Origin of the sequence: Novosphingobium sp. YAF33 (genome assembly GCF_052113265.1) — a bacterium.
Lineage (GTDB): Bacteria > Pseudomonadota > Alphaproteobacteria > Sphingomonadales > Sphingomonadaceae > Novosphingobium.
The window spans coordinates 110892-132905 of the sequence record NZ_JBFRCW010000009.1 but is presented as its reverse complement, the minus strand read 5'-3'; the positions used below and the strand labels follow the sequence as shown (position 1 = coordinate 132905).

The following is a 22014-nucleotide window of genomic DNA, read 5'->3' as shown; positions in this document are numbered from 1 at the left end:
ATATGTGGTGTCACGATGCGAAATGACTATGTCTTTACCTCCGAGAGCGTCTCGGAAGGCCATCCCGACAAGGTTTCGGACCAGATTTCCGACGCCATCGTCGATCTCTTCCTTTCGAAGGACCCGGAAGCCCGCGTTGCCTGCGAAACCCTGACGACCACCCAGCGTGTCGTCCTTGCCGGCGAAGTGCGCGGCAAGGGCATGATCGACAAGGACGGTCACTGGGAAGACGGCGCGCAGGAGGAAATCCAGCACATCGTCCGTGAAACCGTGAAGCGCATCGGCTACGAACAGGCCGGCTTCCACTGGCAGGACCTGCTGTTCGAGAACCACCTGCACCCGCAGAGCGCGGACATCGCGCAGGGCGTGGACTCGGCCGGCAACAAGGACGAAGGCGCTGGCGACCAGGGCATCATGTTCGGTTTCGCCTGCGACGAAACGCCGGACCTCATGCCGGCCACGCTCGATTACAGCCACAAGATCCTCGAACGCCTCGCGGCCGACCGTCACTCGGGCGCCGCGCCGTTCCTCGAACCCGACGCCAAGAGCCAGGTCACCCTGCGCTTCAAGGACGGCGTGCCCGTGGAAGCGACCGCCGTGGTCGTCTCCACCCAGCACAAGGCCGGCTACCACGAAGGCGGCAAGGACGCGGAACTCAAGGAATACGTGAAGAAAGCCGTGGGCGAGATCCTGCCTGCCGGTTTCGTCACCGAAAACACCAAGTTCCACATCAACCCCACCGGCAAGTTCGAAATCGGCGGCCCTGACGGCGATGCCGGCCTGACCGGCCGCAAGATCATCGTCGACACCTACGGCGGTGCAGCTCCGCACGGCGGCGGCGCCTTCTCGGGCAAGGACCCCACCAAGGTCGACCGTTCGGCCGCCTACGTCACGCGCTACCTCGCGAAGAACGTCGTCGCAGCCGGCCTCGCCAAGCGCTGCACGATCCAGATCGCCTATGCGATCGGCGTGTCCGAGCCGCTTTCGCTCTATGTCGATACTCACGGCACCGGCTCGGCCAGCGACGCGGATCTCGAAGTGGCGATCGCCAAGGTCGCTGCGGACAAGCTCGGCGGCCTGACCCCGCGCGGCATCCGCACGGGTCTTGGCCTCAACAAGCCGATCTACGGCAAGACGGCTGCTTACGGCCACTTCGGCCGCAAGCCCGAAGGCGACCTGTTCCCCTGGGAACGCACCGACCTTGCCGACGCGCTGAAGGCCGCTCTGGCCTGAACCGCAGTCCGGTCCGGGATCTGATCCCGGAATTCGGCGGACGGCCTTGAAGCGGGCCGGGTTTCCCACGCGGAAACCCGGCCCGTTTTCGTTCCGTCCAGCCAGGTTCGGACTTTTCTCCCCACTGTCATCCCCCTGCGCCCGGTGCTGCGCTATTCGCGATGCGCGGCGTCGACAGCGCGCCCGGCTTTGGCCTAATGGCATCCGATCTCTTCTCCGAGGCATTCCCGATGGCTTACGACACGCTGATATCCGTCCCGCAGTTGCACGCGCTCTTCGCGGACGGTGCGGACGTGCTGGTGCTCGATTGCGATTTCGAACTGGGCATGCCGGACAAGGGCCGTGCCGCCTATCGCGCCGGGCACCTGCCGGGCGCGCGCTATGCCCATCTCGACGAGGATCTGGCCGGCCCGCCCGATGGCAGCAACGGCCGCCATCCGCTGCCCGCGCGCGTCGCTTTTGCGGCCTGGCTGCGGACTCAGGGACTCAAGCAGGGCCAGCAGGTGGTGGCCTGCGATTCCAGCGGCGGCGCCTGGGCGGCGCGGGCCTGGTGGTTGCTGCGCTGGATAGGCCACGCCAGGGTCGCCGTGCTCGACGGCGGCAAGCAAGCCTGGACGGTCGCCGGCCTGCCGCTGGAGACCGGCGACGCCGCACCTGCCGTGCCGGGCGACTTCGTCGCCGGCGATCCGCTCGTCCCCTCGCCGGCCACCGCGCGGGAAGTCCTGGCCAATATCGAGCAAGGCGCGGCGCAAGTGCTGGACGCGCGCGACCCGTCGCGGTTCCGGGGCGATCCCAACCCCGTCGACCCCGTAGCCGGGCATATCCCGGGCGCCCGCAACCGCTTCTTCCGCGACAACCTCGCCGCCGATGGACGTTTCCGCCCGGCCGACGAACTCGGCGCCGCCTTCACCGCCCTGCTGGGAGAGCAGCCGGCCCTGCTCTCCTGCGGCTCGGGTGTGACCGCCTGTCACAATGCCCTGGCGATGGCTGTGGCTGGCCTGCCGCAGCCAAGGCTCTACCCCGGATCATGGAGCGAATGGATCGCCGACCCGGCCCGGCCCGTCGCCACCGGAGACGCCTGAGCGCCCCTCCTGAAGCAGGGTTTGCGCTGTCAGAACAATTGGATGCTTGCCCGAAGCCCGGATTTCTGCCCTTGAATGAGCGTTGCCGGTTTCGATGAAGGGGATTCGCCCTGGCCATCGACTTACGGCGGGGGGCAAGCATGAAGACTCGGCTCTGGGCCTGCCTGGCAGCGGGCCTTCTGGCGGAAATGACGGTGGGCGTTCCGGCGGCGCTGGCTTCGGCCCGGACTGCGGCAGGAGCCTCGGCAGCGCCCGGGCCAGTTTCCGCCGTGGCCGAACTTCGCGCCCTTGCCGATTACGACACCTCGGGCGATCCCAAGGCCGCGCTTCGCCGGATCGATGCCGCACTTGCCGGTGCCCGCAAGGCCGGCGCCGTCGATCCCGTGGACCGCCTCATGGCCGAAGCCACCCGGGCCGAAGCGCTGTTCTGGATGGGCCGCTACAAGGAAGCGCTGGCGGGCTTTCGCGATTTCGACGCGGAGATGACCGCGCGGAATCAACCCATGACGCCGCGCCGCGCGGAAATCGTCAACAACATCGGATCCGCACTCTCCAGCATGGGCAAGCTGGACGAAGCGCGAACCTACAAGCTGCGCGCACTGGAATTGAGCGAGACCCTCGCCGGGCGCGACAGCAGCGAATATGCCGCCGCGCTCTACGGGCTGGCGCTGATCGACTACCGCCGCGGGCTGCCTCTGGAAGCGATTCCCAAAGTGCAGCAGGCCGTGACCGTGGCCACCCTGGCCAGCACGCGGACGGGCCGTAACAACGAGAGTCCCGCCGTCTACGGCATAACCCTCAGCACCTTGCAGATTCAGGCCGGCGATTCGACGTCCGCGATCGCCGCCGCCCGCGCCGCCGCGATCTGGGCCGACTCGCATCTCGGCAAGGAGCACCGCCTGACGCTGGCCACGCTCAATGCGCTGGGCGCCGCGCTCAACGATGCGGGGCTTTACGCCCAGGCCACGCCGATCCTGCGGCGGGCGCTGGACTTGCGCATGGCCAAGAGCGATCCCGACCCGCGCGATCTGGGCTATTCGCTCAATGCCGTGGCCTATGCGCTGGATCTGGCCGGATTTTCCGAGGACGCCTTGGGCTTCTACGAGCGCTCGGCGGAGATTTTCGAAAAGCTGCCCGCTTCGGACCAGCCGATGTCCGGCGCCAATGTCTTCGGGCAGATCGCCCGGATCGTCCGCGACGACGGCCAGATCGACCGCGCCCTCGCGCTCGACCGCAAGGCGCTGGGCATGGCGCGGCGCATCGCCGCCTCGCCCGACGATCCCGAAGTGCTCCGCGCCGAACTCAGCCTGGCCAAACTGCTCCTTGCCACCGGAGACATCGATGCCGCGCAGGCGCTGCTCGACCATGTCAACGCAGCCTATGCGCGCCGGGCGCTGCCGACCAATCTCGACCGGGTGGCCGCGCTGGCCCTGCGCGCCGCCGTCGACGCCCGCCGGGGCGATCCGGCAGCGGCGCTCGCTGCGGCAAAGCCCGCACTCGAGCCTCTGCGCAGCCATCTGCTGGATCGCACCAGCGCCGCCACCGGCACGATTCGCCTTCGCGACCAGGCCGCGGGCACATTCGTCCTCGAAGCCCGGATCGCCATCGCCGCAGGGGACCGGGAAACCGCGTTCGACGCCTTGCAGATGGCGGGGATGGGCGATCTCCAGACCGCGTTCACTTCCGTCGACGCCATTGCCGATCGCTATGGTCCCGAGGCCAATGCCGCGATCCGCGCCTATCTCTCCGCCAGCGCCGAACTGCGCGAATTGCACAAGCAGCGCGACCGCGCGCTCACCCGGGACCGGACCGGCGCAAGCCCGAACGAGAGCCCCGACACGACCGCCGAGAGGATCGCCGCAGCCGAGGAAAACCTCCGCGCACTGGACAAACGGATCGGCGCACTGGTGCCCGGCTATGCCTCACTGACGGGCTTCGAACCTGCCAGCCTGGCCGCCGCCCGGTCCCGACTGGCGCCGGGCCAGGCGCTCCTGCTCTACGGGCAGGACGCGGAGGGCCTGGTGATCATGGCCGTCACCCGCAAGGCCGTAACGGCGGCGGAAACGCCGGTCCCCGGACGGCGCCTGGCCGAATTGCAGCGGCGGCTTCGCGCCTCGATCGAGGACGGCGTGCTCACCGACGGCAAATCCGCCTTCGACCGCGATTCGGCCTACCAGCTCTACCGGCTGCTGTTCCCCCAGCCGATCGCCAGGGCGCTGCAGGAAAGCCGCGATGTCGCGATCCTGGCGCCGGGCATGCTGTCCGCCCTGCCCTTCGGCGCGCTGGTGACAAGGCCCCCGACTGGCGACGATGCCGATCCGCAGGCGCTGCGCCAGACCGACTGGCTCGCCCGCCATCACGGCGTGAGCACGCTGGTGACCGCAGCGCCGCTCGCCCGCCCCGGCGAGCGCCATGCCCGCTCGCGCGGATTTGCCGGGATCGGTGCGCCGCTTCTGCCCCGGGGCGGAACGGAAAGCTGGACCAACTCCCTCGAATCCGCGCTCGCCGGCCTGCCCGAACTGCCGGGTGCGGCGCAGGAACTTCAGGCCATGGCCCGGTCGTTTCATGGCGAACGCCAGGTTCTCGTGGGAGCGGGAGCGACCGAGGCGGCGGTGAAAGCGGCCCCGCTCTCGGCCGCCGGGGTGATCGCCTTCGCCACTCACGGCCTGGTCGGCGGCGCGTACCGCAACCTGGTGGAGCCTGCCCTGGTGCTCACGCCCGCTCCCGGCTCGGATGGCTCCGAAGATGGCCTGCTCACCGCTTCGGAAATCGCGCGATTGAACCTGGATGCGGACTGGGTGATTCTCTCGGCCTGCGACACCAGCGCGGGCGAGAGCGAGAATGCTCCGACGTATTCGGGCCTGGCCCGCGCTTTCGTTGCGGCGGGAGCCCGCGCGCTCCTGCTGTCGCACTGGCCCGTCCGCGACGATGTCGCCAGCCGCATGACGCTGCGCACCGTGCGGGCGGCGCATGGCCGGACCAGCCGCGCCGAGGCGCTGAGACGCGCGCAAATGACCGTGCTTGGGGACACCCACGTGCCTGGCGGGGCCCATCCCGCCACATGGGCGCCTTTCGTCCTCGTCGGCGAATGAGCAGGTGGCCGGACCGGGGAACCTCCCCGTCGGGCCCGACCTGCCCTACTCGGCCGCCCTACCTTACTTGGCCAGTTCGCCCTCGATCGCATCCACCAGCAGCGGATCCTGCGGGGTGGTGCCCGGCGCGAAACGTCCGACCACGGCGCCCTCGCGCGAGACCAGGAACTTCTCGAAGTTCCACAGCACTTCGGGATCGTCGTTCGGGGTCATGCCATAGCCCTTGAAGCGCTCCTTCATGCCATCGACATCGCCCTGCTTGGTGGGAATGGCTGCGGTGAGCGCGGCATAGAGCGGCTGCTTGGCTTCGCCGGTAACGTCGGCCTTGGTGAAGAGCGGGAACGAGACGCCGTAATTGAGCTGGCAGAACTCGACGATTTCCTCGTCGGTGCCCGGCTCCTGCGCGCCGAAGTCATTGGCCGGGAAGCCCAGCACTTCGAAGCCCTTGCCCTTGTAGTCCTCGTAGAGCTTCTCCAGCCCTTCGTACTGCGGCGTCAGTCCGCACTTGGAAGCGACGTTGACCACCAGAAGGACTTTGCCTTCGTGATTGGCCAGGCTGTCGGCGCTGCCATCGATGCGGGTCAGCGGAATCTGGGCGATATCGGACATTCGAGGCTCTCCAAGGGAAGCGAGGGAATAGGTTCGGGGACGGAGACTGCGTCAGCTTGGTGACGCAAGCAAGGCATTGGCGGCAAGGCCGCGCGCGATCAATCCGCGTTGCGGTAGTCGGCGATCACGTCGCCGCATTCGGCCAGTTCCGCCTCGTGGCCTTCCTCACGCCAGGTCTCGGCCAGGGCTTCGGCTTCCCACTGCTTCATCGCGGGGTGATCCAGCACGGCATCGACCCAGGACTGGCAGGTGCCGACATCGAGGCCGTAAGTGCGGATGCGGAAGGCGACCGGGGCGAAGAAGGCATCCACGGCGGTGAAGCTGGCCCCGGCCAGCCAGGGGCCGCCGAAGCGCGAGAGACCCTCGCTGAACAGCTCGCGCAGCCGGGCCACATCGCGGACCAGCCCCGGCCGCATCGGCTTTGGGCGAACGCGGACGCCGACATTCATCGTGCAGTCGTTGCGCAGGGCCGAGAAGCCGCCGTGCATTTCCGCGACCGCGCATTGCGCGAAGGCGCGTGCGGCGTCATCGGCCGGCCAGATGCCGGGATGGCGGTCCGCCAGATAGAGCGTGATGCCCAGGGAATCCCACAAGGTACGGTCGCCGTCGATCAGCGCGGGCACTTGCCCGGTGGGCGAGAAGCTGCGGAATGCGTCGTAGTTCGCAGGCGCGGTGAAGGGCTCGATCCGATCGGCGAAATCGATGCCGAGCGCCTTCATCAACAGCCACGGCCGCAGCGACCAGCTGGAGTAGTTCCGATTGGCGGTGATCAGGGTATAGGCCATCCGGAACTCTCCTTCGCGGGACATCAGGTCGTGTAGTGCGCCGTGGTCTTAGCCGCGACTTCGTCGGCCGTCACGCCCGGAGCCAGTTCGATCAGCTTGAACGGACTCTGGTGGCCGGGCCGCTGGAACACGGCCAGATCGGTGACAATCATGTCGACCACGTTCTTGCCGGTGAGCGGCAGAGTGCACGCCGGGATGAACTTCGGATCGCCGTTCTTGGCATTGTGTTCCATCACGACGATGATCTTCTTCACGCCGGCCACGAGGTCCATCGCGCCGCCCATGCCCTTGATCATCTTGCCGGGGATCATCCAGTTGGCGATGTCGCCGTTCTCGGCAATCTCCATCGCGCCCAGCACGGCCAGGTCGATGTGTCCGCCGCGGATCATGCCGAAGCTGGTGGCGCTGTCGAAATAGGCCGACTGCGGCAGTTCGCTGACGGTCTGCTTGCCCGCATTGATGAGGTCGGCGTCGACTTCGTCGGCGTAAGGAAACGGCCCGATGCCGAGCATCCCGTTTTCCGACTGGAGCGTCACCGTCATGCCGCCGGGCACATGGTTCGCCACCAGGGTCGGGATGCCGATACCGAGGTTCACGTAGAACCCGTCCTGGAGTTCCTTTGCCGCGCGCGCGGCCATCTCGTTGCGGTCCCAGGACATCAGGCGGTCTCCCTCTCGCGCGTGGTCGTGAATTCGATCTTCTTGTCGTAGGGCGCGCCGAGGACCAAGCGCTGGACGAACACGCCCGGCAGGTGGACGCCGTCGGGATCGAGCGAGCCGGTGGGGACGATCTCCTCCACTTCGACCACGCAGACCTTGCCGCAAGTGGCGGCCGGCACGTTGAAGTTGCGGGCGGTCTTGCGGAACACGACGTTGCCGGTCTCGTCCGCCTTCCACGCCTTCACCAGGCTGAGGTCGGCGAAGATGCCTTCCTCCAGGATGAATTCCTCGCCGCGGAAGACTTTCACTTCCTTGCCCTCGGCGATCTGGGTGCCGACGCCGGTCTTGGTGTAGAAGCCCGGAATCCCGGCGCCGCCGGCGCGCATGCGCTCCGCCAGAGTGCCTTGCGGGCAGAATTCGACTTCGAGTTCGCCCGAGAGGAACTGGCGTTCGAACTCCTTGTTCTCGCCGACGTAGGAAGAGATCATCTTGCTCACCTGCTTGGTGCGCAGCAGCTTGCCGATGCCTTCGTTGTCGATACCGGCATTGTTGGAGGCGAACGTCAGGTTCTTCACGCCCGAATCGCGCACTGCATCGAGCAGGCGCTCGGGGATGCCGCAAAGGCCGAAACCACCGGCGGCGATCAGCAGGCCATCCTTCAGCAATCCGTCCAGCGCGGCATCGGCGCTGGGATAGACCTTGTTCATGCCATTCTCCCGTTAGAGCGTCTTCCGATCGGGTGGCATCACCCTCTGGCCCGGAAAACGCGGCAAACCAAAATCTTGGAGCATCCGGGCCGTTCTGGTCGGCTCGGAAAATCGCTCCGGCAAGCGAGCCTAGACAGGCAATTCCATTACGAATAGCGATTGTTATTTATCGGAATAGATAAGACACGGTTATGAAACGTATCGCCCYTTTCCATCTCGAAACGCTGATGTGGATCGACCGGCTCGGCACGTTCGCAGGCGCGGCGCAAAGACTCAATACCACCCAACCCGCCATCTCCGCGCGGGTTCGCGAGATCGAGGAGCAACTCGGCGTATCGCTGTTCCAGCGCGACGGACGGCGCATGGTGCTGACGGCCCGCGGCCGCCGCCTGGTGCAGGATTGCGAGCCGCTGCGGCAGGGTCTGGAGCGCGTGCTGCTCGACGCCAGCGACTTCGCCGGGGCCAGCGGCACCGTGCGGATCGGCTCGGGCGAGATCGCGGCCGCCACCTGCCTGCCCGGCTTCATCGGCGCGATCGCGCGCGAACGCCCCGGCGTCACACTGGAAATCGAACTCGACCTGACGGCCCGGCTGCTCCAGCAGCTTCTCTCGGGCACCCGCGACATCGTGTTCCTGGCCGGCCCCGTCGCCAGCCCCGGCCTGCGGACCACGCCGATCGGCGCCGTCGACCTGGTCTGGGCCTCGAGCCCCGCCTTGGCCGAATCCGCAGATTTGCGCCGCAACGGGACGCCGGGCGCTCATTCCTTTCCCGTCTGGTCCCTGCCCGACCACTCCCCGCTCCACGGAGTCACGCTGGAGACCCTGGAGCAGCACCGGATCGCGCCCCGCACGCTCAACACCTGCAACAACGTGCGCATGCTGATCGAGATCGTCTCGCGCGGCCAGGGCGCGGCAGTGCTGCCCGAAACCATGGTCCGCCGCGAGCTGGAACGCGGGATCCTGGTGGAAGTGCTCCCCCGCCCGCAGCACAAGGTCCATTTCGAAGCCGCGATCCGCACGCGAGAGCGCGATCCCATGATCCTGGACCTGTTCGAGCGCGCCACCCGCCTCTCCATAGAAACGGCCGGAGAAGCGGAAGTTTGATCTTCGTCATGGCAATTCCATGACCTTACGATAGGTTACCGGGCCATAGGTTAGCTGCCATCAACGGGAGAAATACCATGCGCTCGATACTCGTGAACGCCGACCGCAAGCCCGATAGCGACAGCCGCGTCGCCACCGCGCTCGAACTCGCCCGCCACATGGACGGCCACGTAACCGTGCTCGTCGATACCCCGGTGTCGCGCTACATCGCCATGGACCCGATGGGCGGCAGCTATGTCATCTCCGAAGCGCTCGACAAGGCGCGCGGCGAGGACGACAGCGCCGCCGAGGCCATCGAGGCACGCCTGACGCGCGGCGACATTCCCTTCGAAGTGATCCGCAGCGAGGAAGACCCGGTTCCCGCCCTTGCCGGCGCCGCGCGCCTGTCCGACCTGGTGGTCGTCTCGCGGTCCAGCGGCATTGCCGGGCAACTGGCCATGGTGGCCCGCGCGCCGGTCCTGGCCCTGCCCGAAGGCCGCACGCTGGCCCTGCCGATCCGCCGCGCCGTCATCGCCTGGGACGGCGGCGAGCAAGCCGCCAGTGCCCTCAAGGCTGCCGTGCCGCTGTTGCAGAGCGCGCAGACGGTCAAACTGGTGACCGTGATCGAGAAGTCCGGCGGCTTTCCGGTAACCGATGCCTTGCGCTATCTGTCGCGCAACGGACTCCATGCGGAGTACGAGGAATACGAAAGGCGCGGTTCCACCGAGGAAACCTTGGCGCTGGCCGTGAACCAGAACCACGCGGACCTGCTGGTCATGGGCGCCTACGGCAAGAGCCGCCTGCGCGAATTCCTCTTCGGCGGCGTCACCGCCCACTTCCTGTCCGAAGCGAGCGCCCCCGCGGTCCTGTTCTCGCACTGACGAGTTCCCGCAAGGCGCGCAGGTAAATCGTATCAAGGGCGTCGGTGCCGGCTTCAGGCCGTGCGCCGGCGCCCTTTCGCATGATCGGGCGCCTTTTCCGCTGGATACTCAGCACGGTGAGCAAATGGCGCGACGCAACAGTCAACGTTTGCATTCTAACGGACAGGCGCATCGCCTTGACGATTGCGTCAAGACCGACATGAAAGGTGATTCATTTCATAAGTCATTGTTTTATTTAAAATACAGGTCGTATACCCGGGGTAGTTACCGGCCGCGCAACGTTGCTTGCGCGTTTCGCAATCTCAAATCGGTGTTTTCGCACTTGCACAAAAACCCGATTCGGAGCATATAGAAGCTGCCTTTCAGGCATCCTCTCCCAAAACTTTCATGGCCCGGCCGGCAACGTCCGGGCCTTCTTTTTGCTTATTTGAGAACGGCGTTCTCAAAGAGTTCCATCGGAAACATCCGCAGTGACCGTTGGTTGGTTTGAAATCCGGGAGACCGATACCTAGTTCCTGATCCACACCCCGGACGGCACGCACGAAGCGGTGCATGCCGGCATCGGGAGGATGAAAGGACACTCATGGCGGACGCCCAGACCAACGTCGACGATCGGACCGTGAAGCTGCAGGTCGCGGCTGCCCGACAGGAAGAAAGCGGCCAGGGAATCGCCCGCCTCTCGCGCGCGGCGCTTTCCGAGATCGGCGCGATGGAAGGCGACGTGCTGGAAATCACCGGCAAGGCCGCCACCGTTGCTCGCGCCGTGCTCGCCTATGACGAGGACGAAGGCCTTCAGGTCATTCGCCTGGACGGCCTCCAGCGCGGCAATGCCGAAGTCGGATCCGGCGATCACGTCATCGTGCGCAAGGCGGAATCGCGCCCCGCGCAGCGCGTGGTCTTCGCGCCCGCGCAGAAGGATATGCGCCTCCAGGGGCCCTCGGCCGCGCTGAAGCGCAACTTCTTCGGCCGCCCGATGGTGCAGGGGGACCTTGTCGCCACCACCGGCCAGCAGCAGGTCGCGGATATTCCCCCGCAGCTTCGCCGCATGTTCGATGCACCAGCCTATGCGCTGACCCAGATCCGCCTCAACGTCGTTTCCACCACGCCGCGCGGCATCGTGCACATCGACGAGAACACGGAAGTGGAACTGCGCGAGGTCTTCGAGGAAGCCCACGACGCGCGCGGCGACGTCAACTACGACGATGTCGGCGGCATGAGCGACACCATCCGCCAGCTGCGCGAAATGGTGGAACTGCCGCTGCGCTATCCCGAACTGTTCACCCGCCTCGGCGTCGCCCCGCCGAAGGGCGTGCTGCTGCATGGCCCGCCGGGCACCGGCAAGACGCGCCTCGCCCAGGCGGTCGCCAATGAGAGCGAGGCCAACTTCTTCACCATCAACGGTCCCGAGATCATGGGCTCGGGCTATGGCGAAAGCGAGAAGGCGCTGCGCGAGGTGTTCGAGCAGGCCACCAAGGCCGCGCCGGCGATCATCTTCATCGACGAGATCGATTCGATCGCGCCCAAGCGCAGCCAGGTTCATGGCGAGGCGGAAAAGCGCCTCGTTGCCCAGTTGCTCACCCTGATGGACGGCATCGACAGCCGCGCTCATGTCGTGGTGATCGCCGCCACCAACCGGCCCGACGCCATTGATGAGGCCCTGCGCCGTCCCGGCCGGTTCGACCGCGAGATCGTGATCGGTGTGCCCGACGAAGCCGGCCGCCGTGAGATCATCGGCATCCACACGCGCGGCATGCCGCTGGGCAGCAAGGTCGATCTGAACGAACTCGCGCGCACCACCCACGGCTTCGTCGGGGCCGACCTCGCCGCCCTCGCCCGCGAGGCGGCGATCGAGGCCGTGCGCCGGATCATGCCCCGGCTGGACCTTGAAGCCCGCACCATCCCTCCCGAAGTGCTGGAAGAACTCCAGGTCCTTCGCGAGGATTTCGTGGCCGCGCTCAAGCGCGTCCAGCCTTCGGCCATGCGCGAAGTCATGGTGCAAGTGCCCAACATCGGCTGGGCCGACATCGGCGGCCTCGACAATGCGCAGCTCAAGCTGAAGGAAGGCGTGGAACTGCCGCTGAAGAACCCGGAAGCCTTCCACAAGCTGGGTATCCGCCCCGCCAAGGGCTTCCTGCTCTACGGCCCGCCGGGCACCGGCAAGACCCTGCTCGCCAAGGCCGTCGCCAAGGAGGCGGAGGCGAACTTCATCTCGATCAAGTCGTCCGACCTGCTGTCCAAGTGGTACGGCGAGAGCGAGCAGCAGATCGCCCGCCTCTTCGCCCGCGCGCGCCAGGTCGCGCCTTGCGTGATCTTCATCGACGAGATCGACAGCCTCGTGCCCGCCCGCGGCATGGGCGGCGGTGGCGGCGAACCGCAAGTCACCTCCCGCGTGGTCAACACCATCCTTGCCGAGATGGACGGCATGGAGGAACTGCAGTCGGTCGTGCTGATCGGCGCGACCAACCGCCCGGCGCTGGTCGATCCCGCCCTGCTGCGCCCCGGCCGCTTCGACGAGCTGGTCTATGTCGGCACGCCTGACGAGGCCGGGCGCGAGCACATCCTGGGCATCCACACCGCCCGCATGCCGCTGGCCGACGATGTCTCGCTGCGCGATGTCGCCGCGCGGACCGAGCGGTTCACCGGCGCGGACCTTGAGGACGTGGTGCGCCGCGCCGGTCTGATCGCCATCCGCAAGCGCGGTGCCGAAGTGGAACAGGTTCGCCGCGAGGACTTCGACGATGCGCTCGAAGACAGCCGCGCCACGGTGACCGAGGAAATGGAAGCCGAGTACGAGCGCATGAAGGGCGAACTGAAAAAGCGGGCCATGGAAGTGATCCCGATCGGTTTCATCGCCCCGGGCATGGTCGAATCCCGCCGCGAAAAGAAGCACGGCGATTGAGCGGTGCGTCGTCCCGGACCCGGTCCGGGACGACGGCCCTTCCCCATCCCATCGCCTCTTGCGGAGGCCGCGCCCTTGCGGCACCTGCATCGCATGAATTCTCCCGTCCGCGCCTTGCTCGCCGCCGCACTCGCCCTCACCGCTGCCCCTGCCGCGCAGGCGAAGGACGTGCCGGTCTGCGGCTACCGCATCGACAACGCCTTCCCGCATGACACCGCCGCCTTCACCGAAGGCCTCTTCTTCAACCGGGGCCTGCTCTACGAAAGCACCGGCCAGAAGGGCGATTCCCGCATCGTCGTGCGCAAGCTGGAAACGCTGGAGCCGGTGGGGCAGATCGAGATCGATCCTGCGGTCTTCGGCGAAGGGCTGATCGACTGGAACGGCCAGCTCATCAGCCTGACCTGGCGCGACGGGATCGGCTATCGCTGGGATCGCACCACGCTGAAACCGCTGGGTACCTTCCATTACGAAGGCGAAGGCTGGGGCATGACGCGCAGCGGCAACACGATCTACCAGAGCGACGGGTCCGCCGCCCTGCGCCTCCGCGATCCGGCGACCATGCGCCAGACCGGCAGCCTCGCCGTCACGGCCGAGGGCAAGCCCGTCGAGAATCTCAACGAGCTGGAATGGATCGACGGCGAGATCTGGGCCAATGTCTGGATGACGGACCGCATCGCCCGCATCGACCCGAAAACGGGCAAAGTGAAGTCCTGGCTCGACCTTGCCGGGCTGCGCGAGCAGGCGGGCGGCGCCGGCGTCGATGCCGTGCTCAACGGTATCGCCTGGGACGCGCCGGGCCGCCGCATTTTCGTGACCGGCAAGAACTGGAACCAGATATTCCAGATCACCCCGGCCTGCACCAAAGGCGCCTGATTCGTCCATGGGCCGACTTGCCCATGGAAGCGCGTTGAGGTAAGGAACCGGTCGCAACCGAAGGAATGGATCGATGGACATCTGAGCACATAGCCCGTTTTTCCCAAACGCTATCTGCCGGTGTTCCCATGACATTTCTGACTCTCGACCGCGTTGCCTGCTCGGCGCCCAACGGTTCTCCCCTCTTCCGCGATCTCACTTTCGCGCTCGGCCGCGAAACCCTGGGGCTGGTCGGCCGCAACGGTGCGGGCAAGAGCACGCTCCTGCGCGCGATTGCCGGCGAAGTTCCGATTTCCGAAGGCACGATCACCCGCCAGGGCCGGATCGGCCTGCTGCGCCAGCTTCCCCCCGATGAGAGCGCCAGCGTCGCCGAGGCGCTGGGCCTTGCCGCGCACTTCGCCCGGCTCGACCGCATCACGCAAGGCCGGTTCGAGGACGACGATTTCGACCTCGCCGACTGGACCCTTGCCGAACGTTTCGAAAAAGCCGCCGCCCTGGCGGGTTTCGCGGAGCTTGACCCCGCGCGCCGGCTCGCCAGCTTCAGCGGCGGGCAGCGTACCCGCCTCATGCTGACGGGGCTGCTGCTGGGCGAACCCGACGTGCTCCTGCTCGACGAGCCGACCAACAATCTCGACGATGCCGGACGCCAGGCCGTGGCCGACCTGCTGGGTGCCTGGAGCGGCGGCGCCCTTGTCGCCAGCCATGACCGCGACCTGCTTCGCCGCGCCGACCGCATCGTCGAACTGACGAGCGTGGGCATCCATATGGTCGGCGGCGGCTGGGACGCATTCGACGAACAGCGCAGCGCCGAACGCGCCCGCGCGGCCTCGGCGCTCGAACGCAGCGAGGACGCCCTGCGGCAGGCCCGGCGCGAGAAGCAGCAGGAAGCCGAGAAGCAGGCGCGCCGCGACAGCAAGGGCCGCAAGGACGCTGCGAAGGGCGGCGATCCAAAGATCCTGCTCGGCGCGCGCAAGCAGCGGGCCGAGGAAACGGGCGGGCGACAGCGCAAGCTGGGCGACGAACTGGTCGGCCGCGTCCAGGAGCAGTTCGACGTGGCCCGCCGCGAAGTCGAAGTGCTGGCGCCGATCCATATCGACCTGCCGCCGAGCGGACTGCCTGCCGGCCACACCCTGATCGAGGCGCGGGGCCTATGCTGCGAGCGCGGCGGGCGCCGGTTGTTCGGTCCGCTCGACCTCCTTCTGCGCGGCCCGCGCCGGATTGCCGTGACCGGGCCGAATGGCTCGGGCAAGACCAGCCTGATCCGCATCCTGGCCGGGCTCGACCGGCCCGACGCTGGCTATATCCAAACCGGCGATCTTCGCTCCAAGAATGCGCGAATCGCCCTGCTGGACCAGCACGTCTCCCTGCTGGGCGAGCGCGGAAGCGTGCTGGACGCCTACTTGCGGCTCAACCCCGATGCCGACCGCCACGCCGCCCACGCCGCCCTTGCCCGCTTCGGCTTCCGCAGCGCCTGGGCCGAGCGGGACATCTCCACCCTTTCCGGCGGCGAGCGGATGCGGCTGGCTTTGGCCTGCCTCTTCACGCGCCGGGACGTCCCCTGGCTGCTGATCCTGGACGAGCCCACCAATCACCTGGATCTCGCCTCCGTGGAGATGCTGGAGCAGGCCCTGCGCGGCTATGACGGCGCCATCATCTGCGTCAGCCACGATGCGGATTTTCGCGCAGCGCTGGAATTGGGTGAAGAGATCGCGCTGGGCTAGCGCCCACGTCCCGGCCCCCGGTCAGTTCGCCTTCCTGGCCTCGCCATTTCCCGAAGCGGCGACGAGTTCGGCCAAACCCGCGGTGGCACCCATTTCCACCGGCCCGACCGGCAGGGTCCGCCGCCGCACGAGCGCCTCGGGCTGGTTCCGGCGGATCCAGTCCATCATGCTTTCGCGGATCTCGCAGCGCAGGTCGAACAGGGTCGGGCCGTCCTTGGCGCTCATGAGCAGGCGCACTTCGATGGCCTCGTCCTTGCAATCCGTCACTTGCAGCACCTGGGCGCGCTTGTCCCAAAGGCGGTGCGCCGTGATCTGGCGGCTGTATTCCTCGCGGATCGGGCCGATTTCGGTCCCCTGGTCGAGATAGAGGAACACCGTGCCCAGGAGCTGCGAGGTCGTCTTGGTCCAGTTCTGGAAGGTGTCCTCCAGGAAACGGTTGGACGGTACCACCAGGCGCCGGTCGTCCCACAGCCGCACGACCACGTATGTCGTGCGGATATCCTCGATGCGGCCCCATTCGCCGTCGAGGATGATGACGTCGTCGATGGAGATGGGCTCTGTCATCGCCATCTGGAAGCCGGCGATCAGCGCCTTGAGCGCGGGCTGCGCCGCCGCGCCGACCGCCAGGGCCGCCAGTCCCGCCGAAGCCATCAGCGTCACGCCGATCTCCCGCACGCCGGGCACCGAGGCCAGCATGCCGGATACGGTGAGGAACACGATGAGGAACGTGCCGATACGGCTGAAGATCGCCAGCCGGGTCCGGCGGCGGCGGGCATTGCGGTTGTTCTCCACCGAGATGTCGGCGCGCACGATCATCGCTTCGACGAAGGCGCGCAGCACGGCCACGGCGACCCAGCCGGTGAGGAGCGGCATGACGAAAGGCGCGAACCGCTCCCAGATCGATTCCAGCGCCGGGGTCTCGCGCGCGGCCAGCACCACGCCCATCGCCAGGAAAGCCCAGCGCGTCGGCCGGTTGAGCCGGTTCACCACCAGGTCGTCCGCCTCGCTCGCGCTGCGATGGGCAATGCGGTTGAGGATGCGGAACAGCAAAGTGTGCACAGCGAATGCCAGCACCAGCCCGATCAGCGCGGCCAGCACCGCCATGAGCGGCCCCTCTGCCCAATCGGGCAACCCGTCGAGGATGCGATCGATGAACTGGATCATGGTGCTGAAACAATGCTGCATCGCAGCAGTTTCACCCCGGGCTTCGGTTCATCGGTGTTGCAGGGCGTTTCGCGCGAAGCGGAGGCCATCGCCCGTCATTCCGCAGGCCATTTCGAGCGCCTATGGCGCGTGATGGTGGCATACCGCCTCATGCCCGGCCGGTAAGGAACCGATGTCCCGGATAGCGGACACCGTCCTGCCGTCGCCTGACGGGAATGGCCTGGGGCGGCGGAAGCTCCCCGGCAGGGCCAAAGCGGAACCTAGGCGCTGCCCGGGGATCGGCGCCGCGGCTCACTTGCCGCCGGCGCCTCCCCCAACCTGGGCCGTCAGTGCGCCGCGCCCCAGCTCAGGCCCGAGCCGATCTCCACGCCCAGCGGCACGTCGAGGCTGACGGAAGGCGCCGCCGCGCCGGCCATCACGCTGCGGATCACGTCGGACGCGGCCGCGACATCGGCTTCCGGCAGTTCGAACACCAGTTCGTCGTGCACCTGAAGCAACATGCGGACATGGCCGAGCCCCGCTGCCGCGAGCGCCGGGTTCATGCGGACCATGGCGCGCTTGATGATATCGGCGCTGGTGCCCTGGATCGGCGCATTGATCGCCGCGCGCTCGCTGCCCTGACGCTCGGCGCCGTTCTTCGAGGTGATGCGCGGGAACCAGGTCTTGCGGCCGAACAGGGTCTCCGAATAGCCGCGCTCGCGCACTTGTTCGAGGGTGTGGACGATGTAGCGCTGGATGCCCGGGAACCGCTCGAAGTAGCGGTCGATCATGGCCTGGGCCTCGTCCGCCTCGGTGCCGAGACGGCCGGCGAGGCCCCAGCGGGAAATGCCGTAGAGGATCGCGAAGTTGATGGTCTTGGCGCGCCCGCGCGTGTCGCGGTCCACGGTGCCGAACATCTCCATCGCCGTGCGCGAGTGAATGTCCTCGCCCTCGGCGAACGCTTCCTTGAGGCTTGGCACGTCGGCCATGTGCGCGGCCAGGCGCAGTTCGATCTGCGAATAGTCGGCGGCCAGCAGGACATGGCCCGGCTCGGCCACGAAGCAGTCGCGGATCTGGCGGCCGATTTCGGTGCGGATCGGGATGTTCTGGAGGTTCGGATCGGTGGAGGACAGACGCCCGGTCTGCGCGCCGACAAGGCTGTAGCTGGTGTGGACGCGCCCGGTCCGCGGGTTGATCGCCGCCTGCAGGGCCTCGGTATAAGTCGAGCGCAGCTTGGACAGCTGACGCCATTCCAGCACCTTGGTGGCGACTTCGGCGCCCTGGGTAGCCAGGCCCTCCAGGACCGACTGGTCGGTGGAATACTGGCCGCTCTTGCCCTTCTTGCCGCCCTTGTAGCCAAGCTTCTCGAACAGGATATCGCCGAGCTGCTTGGGGCTGCCGATGGTGAATTCCTGGCCGACCTTGCCGTAGATCTCGCCTTCCAGCGCGCCGATCGCCTCGGCGAACTGGCTGGAGAGCCCGGCCAGCTTCTCGCGGTCCACCTTGATGCCGTGGCGCTCCATCTGCGCCACGACCGGGATCAGCGGGCGGTCGACCCGCTCGTAGATGCGCGTGCCGCCTTCGTCCGCAAGCCGCGGCTTGAGCAGGGCGTGGAGGCGCCAGGTCACGTCGGCATCTTCGGCCGCATAAGGCGTGGCGCGGTCCAGCGGGACCTCGCCGAAGGGAATCGCCTTCTTGCCGGTACCGCAGACGTCCTTGAAGGCCATGGTCTTGTGCGAAAGGTGGCGTTCGGACAGTTCGTCCATGCCGTGCCCGCCGCCGATGCCTTCGATCTGGCGGCCGGCGTCGAGGCAGAAGCTGACGATCATCGTATCGTCCACCGGCGCCACGTCTATGCCGTGGCGGGCCAGGACGTTGAGATCGTACTTGATGTTCTGCCCGACCTTGAGCACCGCATCGCTCTCCAGCAGCGGCTTGAGCAGCGCCAGCGCAGTCTGCAGCGGCACCTGCTGCGGCTTTTCGGCAAACATGTCGGTGCCGCCATGGCCGAGCGGAATGTAGCACGCATCGTTCGGGCCGAGCGCAAGGCTGACGCCTGCCAGATCCGCTTTCATCGAATCGAGCATCGATGTCTCGGTGTCGATGGCCACGACATGGGCGGCCAGCCCGCGCGCCACCCAGCGCTCCAGCGCTTCCACGGTCTGCACGCATTCGTAGGCGGCATAGTCCACCGCCGGCCATTCCGGCAGCGACTGGCGCGCCGCGCCCTCGGTGGGCCCGCTGGCTGCCGTGACCGGCTTGGCCGGGTGAAGCTGGGTCGGCCGGTCCGGGCTGCCGGTGCCGCCGTCCAGACGCTTGAGCAGGCTGGTGAAGCCGTGCCTGCCAAGGAATTCCGCAAGCGGCGCGGGCGGAATGGCGTCCAGCTTGAAGTCCTCCAGCGCCATCGGCAGCGTGCAGTCTTCCTTCAGAGTGACCAGCACCTTGGACAGGCGGGCCTGCTCGGCCTGTTCGATCAGGCGCTCCTGGAGCTTGGATTTCTTCATCGCAGGCGCGGCGGCGAGCGCGGATTCGAGGTCGCCATAGTCCTGGATCAGCTTCGAGGCAGTCTTGGGGCCGACGCCGTAGACACCGGGCACGTTGTCCACCGAATCGCCCATCAGCGCCAGCACGTCGCCCACCTTCTCGGGCGGGACGCCGAACTTCTCGACCACTTCGGGAATGTCGATGCGCTGGTTCTTCATGGTGTCGAGCATGTCGACGCAGCCGCCACCGATCCCGCATTTGCCGACCAGCTGCATCAGGTCCTTGTCCGAGGACACGATGGTCACGTCCCAGCCCTGCGCCGTGGCGGCGCGGGCGTAGGAGGCGATCAGGTCGTCCGCCTCGAAGCCTGCTTCCTCGATGCAGGGCAGCGAGAACGCGCGGGTGGCGTCGCGGATCAGCGGGAACTGGGGAACCAGATCCTCGGGCGGCGGGGGGCGGTTGGCCTTGTAGTCATCGTAGATATCGTTGCGGAACGAATGGCTGCCGGCATCGAGGATCACCGCCAGGTGAGTCGGGCCATCGGCCTTGTTCAGGTCGTCCGCGAGCTTCCACAGCATCGTCGTATAGCCGTAGACCGCGCCCACCGGCGTCCCTTCCGGGTTCGTCAGGGGCGGCAGACGGTGATAGGCGCGGAAGATGTAGGCCGAGCCGTCGACGAGGTAGAGATGCTGCTTGGAATCCATGGCAAGACCACTAGCAGCGCGGGCGCGGGCCGTCAGCAGGGCAGTGGAAAGAGACGGGTGAAATCACCCGGCGGAATAGATGGAACCAATTCGCTCCCCCGTCGTTTGCCCGCGACTGCTTGAATCGCGCGTCCGAGCGGCCTAGTTTCTCCTTCCACGGGGGGAAGCCGCCCGCATCCGCGCGGATGGGCTCACAGGGTTTGTCTTTTCAGCAAACGCTTTCAGCAAACGAGGGAATACCGAGAACATGCGCAAGATCGTTATCGCCGCCACTGCCGCCGTCGCGGCCCTGTCGCTCGCCGCCTGCTCCGAGAAGACGCAGGACGCCGCATCGGACACCGCCACTTCGGCTGCCAGCGACGTGTCGGACGCTGCCGATGACGTGGGCGATGCCATGACCGATCTCGGCGCCAAGGCTTCGGACGCTGCCGGCGACGCTGCCGACGGCGTGAAGGATGCCGCGGCCGACGCTGCCAAGAAGGCCGAAAAGACCACTGACGACATCGCCGCCGATGCCGAGAAGGCCGCCGCCGACGTCACCGATGCGGAAAGCACCCCGCACGACACCGCCGATCAGCACTGATCCTCGCGGACCGGGCGCCCGCCGCCCGGTTGCGATTACGAAAAAGGCGCTTCGGACCCGGTCCGAAGCGCCTTTTTCGTGGCTTTCTTCACGGCCGGGGCCGTGCGGAGGCTCAGCGCACGGCAGTGCGGTAGGAAGAGCCTTCCGCCAGGTAGCCCTCGTAGATGGCGCGGGCGATGCTGGCGATACGCGCCTCGCGGTTCGGGCGCGTGCCCTGTCCGGTGACATAGATCGCCACGGCATAGGCCCGGCCATCCGGCGTCTCGATGATGCCGATGTCGCTGGAGGTGTTGTTGAGCGATCCGGTCTTGTGCGAAACCGACACTTCGGCCGGAAGCCCCGCGCGAATGCGGCGCTTGCCGGTGACGGTACGGCTCATGGCGCCGAGCAGGACGTCGCGGCCCTGCTTGCTCATCCACTTGCCCTGGTAGATGCCCGAGAGCAGTTCGACCACCGCGATCGGCGTCGCGCTGTCGCGCTTGTCGACGACCTTGGCGGGATCGATGGCGCCATCGTCGCGGACCAGGGTGGCGATGTCGCGGTCGATATGCCACTCATCGATGCCGGTCCGGCGGACCCAGGCGTTCACGGCCGATGGCCCGCCCACCACCTTGAGCAAGGCGTCCGTGGCGTAGTTGTTCGAGCGGGTGATCATCAGCTCGATCAGCTGGCGAGCGCTCATGTAAGTGCCGGCCCGCACCGGCGCGACGGCGCTGGAGAAAGGCGCGGAGGGCACTGGAACCATCAGCGGGAACTCGCTGGAAAGCGTCCATTTGCCCTTGTCCACGCCTTCCAGGAATGTCGCGGCAATGGCGATCTTGCTGGTGCTGGCCATGGGAAAGCGCTGGTTGCCCAGCACGTCGACCATGCGCCCGGTGGACAGGTCCACCGCCGCGACGCCGATGCGGCCCTGCGAGGCGTTCGCCACCGAAGCGAGCTGCTTACCGAAATCGCTGGAATAGGTGCGCGGCGCCCGTTCCTCGGTGCCGAACACCGAATCGAACGAATCCTGCACATCGCCGATGGCCCCGGCCTGATAGCTGGAACCCGACGCATTGACGGCACCCGAATGGGCGCGGAACTGCGTCCGGACTTGCGCCTGCGCCGGTGCCAGCGACAAGCTGCCCAGCGAAAGGCCCGCGGCGACCAAGCCCGCAATCTGAAGGAAGCGCCCCGTGCCCTTGCGGCACTGCGCAACGAGTTTCTCTGCCCCGATCATGCAGATCCCACCCTGTACTTGTACATGTTCCTACAGAGTTAACGGTAACGAGATAAAGCGCCAGCCCGGCGCGACGAACTGCATGTTCCATGCGGGCAATTGCTCGGAATCGTACAATCCTTTCGCCCAGATGAACGAATCCGTTGAGCGAAGGTAACACTGGCTGGCTGAAAACCGCTCCCATCCTTTCGTCATTGCTCGCGCAATGACGAACTTGGAGAGGAGTAGGCGAATGTCGTTGCCGTTTACCCGGCCAAG

The 22014-nt window shown here is 67.0% G+C and carries 16 protein-coding genes; 9 read left to right on the top strand and 7 right to left on the bottom strand.

Annotated elements, in window-relative coordinates; translation table 11 throughout:
• The first annotated feature begins 15 nt into the window (after positions 1 to 15).
• The 3 genes from metK to AB4Z00_RS19265 all read left to right on the top strand — a co-directional run bounded on the left by metK (position 16) and on the right by AB4Z00_RS19265 (position 5407).
• Positions 16 to 1233 (top strand): methionine adenosyltransferase, encoded by a 1218-nt coding sequence (gene metK / locus AB4Z00_RS19275; RefSeq protein ID WP_132264560.1) that lies wholly within the window; start codon positions 16 to 18, stop codon positions 1231 to 1233.
• 197 nt (positions 1234 to 1430) lie between these two features.
• Positions 1431 to 2315, top strand: coding sequence for a sulfurtransferase (locus AB4Z00_RS19270; protein ID WP_243654140.1), 885 nt, complete (start codon positions 1431 to 1433; stop codon positions 2313 to 2315).
• Positions 2316 to 2455: 140 nt separating this feature from the next.
• Positions 2456 to 5407 (top strand): CHAT domain-containing tetratricopeptide repeat protein, encoded by a 2952-nt coding sequence (locus AB4Z00_RS19265; protein WP_442046936.1) that lies wholly within the window; start codon positions 2456 to 2458, stop codon positions 5405 to 5407.
• A gap of 63 nt (positions 5408 to 5470) precedes the next feature.
• On the opposite strand, the gene AB4Z00_RS19260 is transcribed toward AB4Z00_RS19265, so the two are convergent.
• The 4 genes from AB4Z00_RS19260 to AB4Z00_RS19245 form a co-directional block, all read right to left on the bottom strand.
• A complete protein-coding gene (locus AB4Z00_RS19260; protein ID WP_132264556.1) occupies positions 5471 to 6016 on the bottom strand; it encodes a glutathione peroxidase in 546 nt (181 codons plus the stop codon).
• A 98-nt stretch (positions 6017 to 6114) separates the two neighbouring features.
• Positions 6115 to 6801 (bottom strand): glutathione S-transferase family protein, encoded by a 687-nt coding sequence (locus tag AB4Z00_RS19255; RefSeq protein WP_442046935.1) that lies wholly within the window; start codon positions 6799 to 6801, stop codon positions 6115 to 6117.
• Between the two features lie 23 nt (positions 6802 to 6824).
• Entirely contained in the window at positions 6825 to 7460 is a 636-nt protein-coding gene (locus AB4Z00_RS19250) for a 3-oxoacid CoA-transferase subunit B (RefSeq protein ID WP_442046934.1), read from the bottom strand.
• On the bottom strand, positions 7460 to 8167 hold the full coding sequence (locus tag AB4Z00_RS19245) for a CoA transferase subunit A (RefSeq protein ID WP_442046933.1): 708 nt from the start codon (positions 8165 to 8167) through the stop codon (positions 7460 to 7462). The genes AB4Z00_RS19250 and AB4Z00_RS19245 overlap by 1 nt, the downstream gene beginning before the upstream one ends.
• Before the next feature lie 191 nt (positions 8168 to 8358).
• Here AB4Z00_RS19245 and AB4Z00_RS19240 point away from each other — a divergent pair, with 191 nt between their 5' ends.
• From AB4Z00_RS19240 to AB4Z00_RS19220, 5 genes are all read left to right on the top strand, one after another.
• Positions 8359 to 9270 carry a LysR family transcriptional regulator gene (locus AB4Z00_RS19240; protein ID WP_442046932.1) on the top strand — a complete coding sequence of 304 codons (912 nt, stop codon included), beginning with the start codon at positions 8359 to 8361 and terminating at the stop codon, positions 9268 to 9270.
• Between the two features lie 77 nt (positions 9271 to 9347).
• Entirely contained in the window at positions 9348 to 10130 is a 783-nt protein-coding gene (locus tag AB4Z00_RS19235; protein WP_132264547.1) for a universal stress protein, read from the top strand.
• Between the two features lie 583 nt (positions 10131 to 10713).
• The gene (locus tag AB4Z00_RS19230; protein WP_132264546.1) at positions 10714 to 13029 is read left to right on the top strand and encodes a CDC48 family AAA ATPase; all 2316 of its coding nucleotides are present in this window, start codon (positions 10714 to 10716) and stop codon (positions 13027 to 13029) included.
• A 93-nt stretch (positions 13030 to 13122) separates the two neighbouring features.
• Positions 13123 to 13902, top strand: a complete 780-nt coding sequence (locus AB4Z00_RS19225) for a glutaminyl-peptide cyclotransferase (protein ID WP_442046931.1) — start codon at positions 13123 to 13125, stop codon at positions 13900 to 13902.
• A gap of 128 nt (positions 13903 to 14030) precedes the next feature.
• On the top strand, positions 14031 to 15623 hold the full coding sequence (locus AB4Z00_RS19220) for an ABC-F family ATP-binding cassette domain-containing protein (RefSeq protein ID WP_442046930.1): 1593 nt from the start codon (positions 14031 to 14033) through the stop codon (positions 15621 to 15623).
• 21 nt (positions 15624 to 15644) lie between these two features.
• Here AB4Z00_RS19220 and AB4Z00_RS19215 read toward each other — a convergent pair whose 3' ends face one another.
• Both AB4Z00_RS19215 and polA read right to left on the bottom strand, forming a co-directional pair.
• Entirely contained in the window at positions 15645 to 16787 is a 1143-nt protein-coding gene (locus AB4Z00_RS19215) for a mechanosensitive ion channel family protein (protein WP_442046929.1), read from the bottom strand.
• Between the two features lie 326 nt (positions 16788 to 17113).
• Positions 17114 to 19954, bottom strand: a complete 2841-nt coding sequence (polA, locus tag AB4Z00_RS19210; RefSeq protein WP_442046928.1) for a DNA polymerase I — start codon at positions 19952 to 19954, stop codon at positions 17114 to 17116.
• A 247-nt stretch (positions 19955 to 20201) separates the two neighbouring features.
• Between polA and AB4Z00_RS19205 the strand changes: the two genes are divergently transcribed.
• Entirely contained in the window at positions 20202 to 20537 is a 336-nt protein-coding gene (locus tag AB4Z00_RS19205; RefSeq protein ID WP_132264537.1) for a hypothetical protein, read from the top strand.
• A 112-nt stretch (positions 20538 to 20649) separates the two neighbouring features.
• On the opposite strand, the gene AB4Z00_RS19200 is transcribed toward AB4Z00_RS19205, so the two are convergent.
• Positions 20650 to 21756, bottom strand: a complete 1107-nt coding sequence (locus AB4Z00_RS19200; RefSeq protein WP_132264535.1) for a serine hydrolase — start codon at positions 21754 to 21756, stop codon at positions 20650 to 20652.
• Positions 21757 to 22014: the final 258 nt, after the last annotated feature.

Excerpts from the sequence above, each read along its gene's own strand:
- AB4Z00_RS19245 (WP_442046933.1), bottom strand. The coding sequence starts at position 8,167 with ATGAACAAGGTCTATCCCAGCGCCGATGCCGCGCTGGACGGATTGCTG.
- AB4Z00_RS19205 (WP_132264537.1), top strand. The coding sequence starts at position 20,202 with ATGCGCAAGATCGTTATCGCCGCCACTGCCGCCGTCGCGGCCCTGTCG.
- AB4Z00_RS19250 (WP_442046934.1), bottom strand. The coding sequence starts at position 7,460 with ATGTCCTGGGACCGCAACGAGATGGCCGCGCGCGCGGCAAAGGAACTC.
- AB4Z00_RS19230 (WP_132264546.1), top strand. The coding sequence starts at position 10,714 with ATGGCGGACGCCCAGACCAACGTCGACGATCGGACCGTGAAGCTGCAG.
- AB4Z00_RS19235 (WP_132264547.1), top strand. The coding sequence starts at position 9,348 with ATGCGCTCGATACTCGTGAACGCCGACCGCAAGCCCGATAGCGACAGC.
- AB4Z00_RS19220 (WP_442046930.1), top strand. The coding sequence starts at position 14,031 with ATGACATTTCTGACTCTCGACCGCGTTGCCTGCTCGGCGCCCAACGGT.
- metK (WP_132264560.1), top strand. The coding sequence starts at position 16 with ATGCGAAATGACTATGTCTTTACCTCCGAGAGCGTCTCGGAAGGCCAT.
- AB4Z00_RS19265 (WP_442046936.1), top strand. The coding sequence starts at position 2,456 with ATGAAGACTCGGCTCTGGGCCTGCCTGGCAGCGGGCCTTCTGGCGGAA.
- AB4Z00_RS19215 (WP_442046929.1), bottom strand. The coding sequence starts at position 16,787 with ATGATCCAGTTCATCGATCGCATCCTCGACGGGTTGCCCGATTGGGCA.
- AB4Z00_RS19260 (WP_132264556.1), bottom strand. The coding sequence starts at position 6,016 with ATGTCCGATATCGCCCAGATTCCGCTGACCCGCATCGATGGCAGCGCC.
- AB4Z00_RS19225 (WP_442046931.1), top strand. The coding sequence starts at position 13,123 with ATGAATTCTCCCGTCCGCGCCTTGCTCGCCGCCGCACTCGCCCTCACC.
- AB4Z00_RS19200 (WP_132264535.1), bottom strand. The coding sequence starts at position 21,756 with ATGATCGGGGCAGAGAAACTCGTTGCGCAGTGCCGCAAGGGCACGGGG.
- polA (WP_442046928.1), bottom strand. The coding sequence starts at position 19,954 with ATGGATTCCAAGCAGCATCTCTACCTCGTCGACGGCTCGGCCTACATC.
- AB4Z00_RS19270 (WP_243654140.1), top strand. The coding sequence starts at position 1,431 with ATGGCATCCGATCTCTTCTCCGAGGCATTCCCGATGGCTTACGACACG.
- AB4Z00_RS19255 (WP_442046935.1), bottom strand. The coding sequence starts at position 6,801 with ATGGCCTATACCCTGATCACCGCCAATCGGAACTACTCCAGCTGGTCG.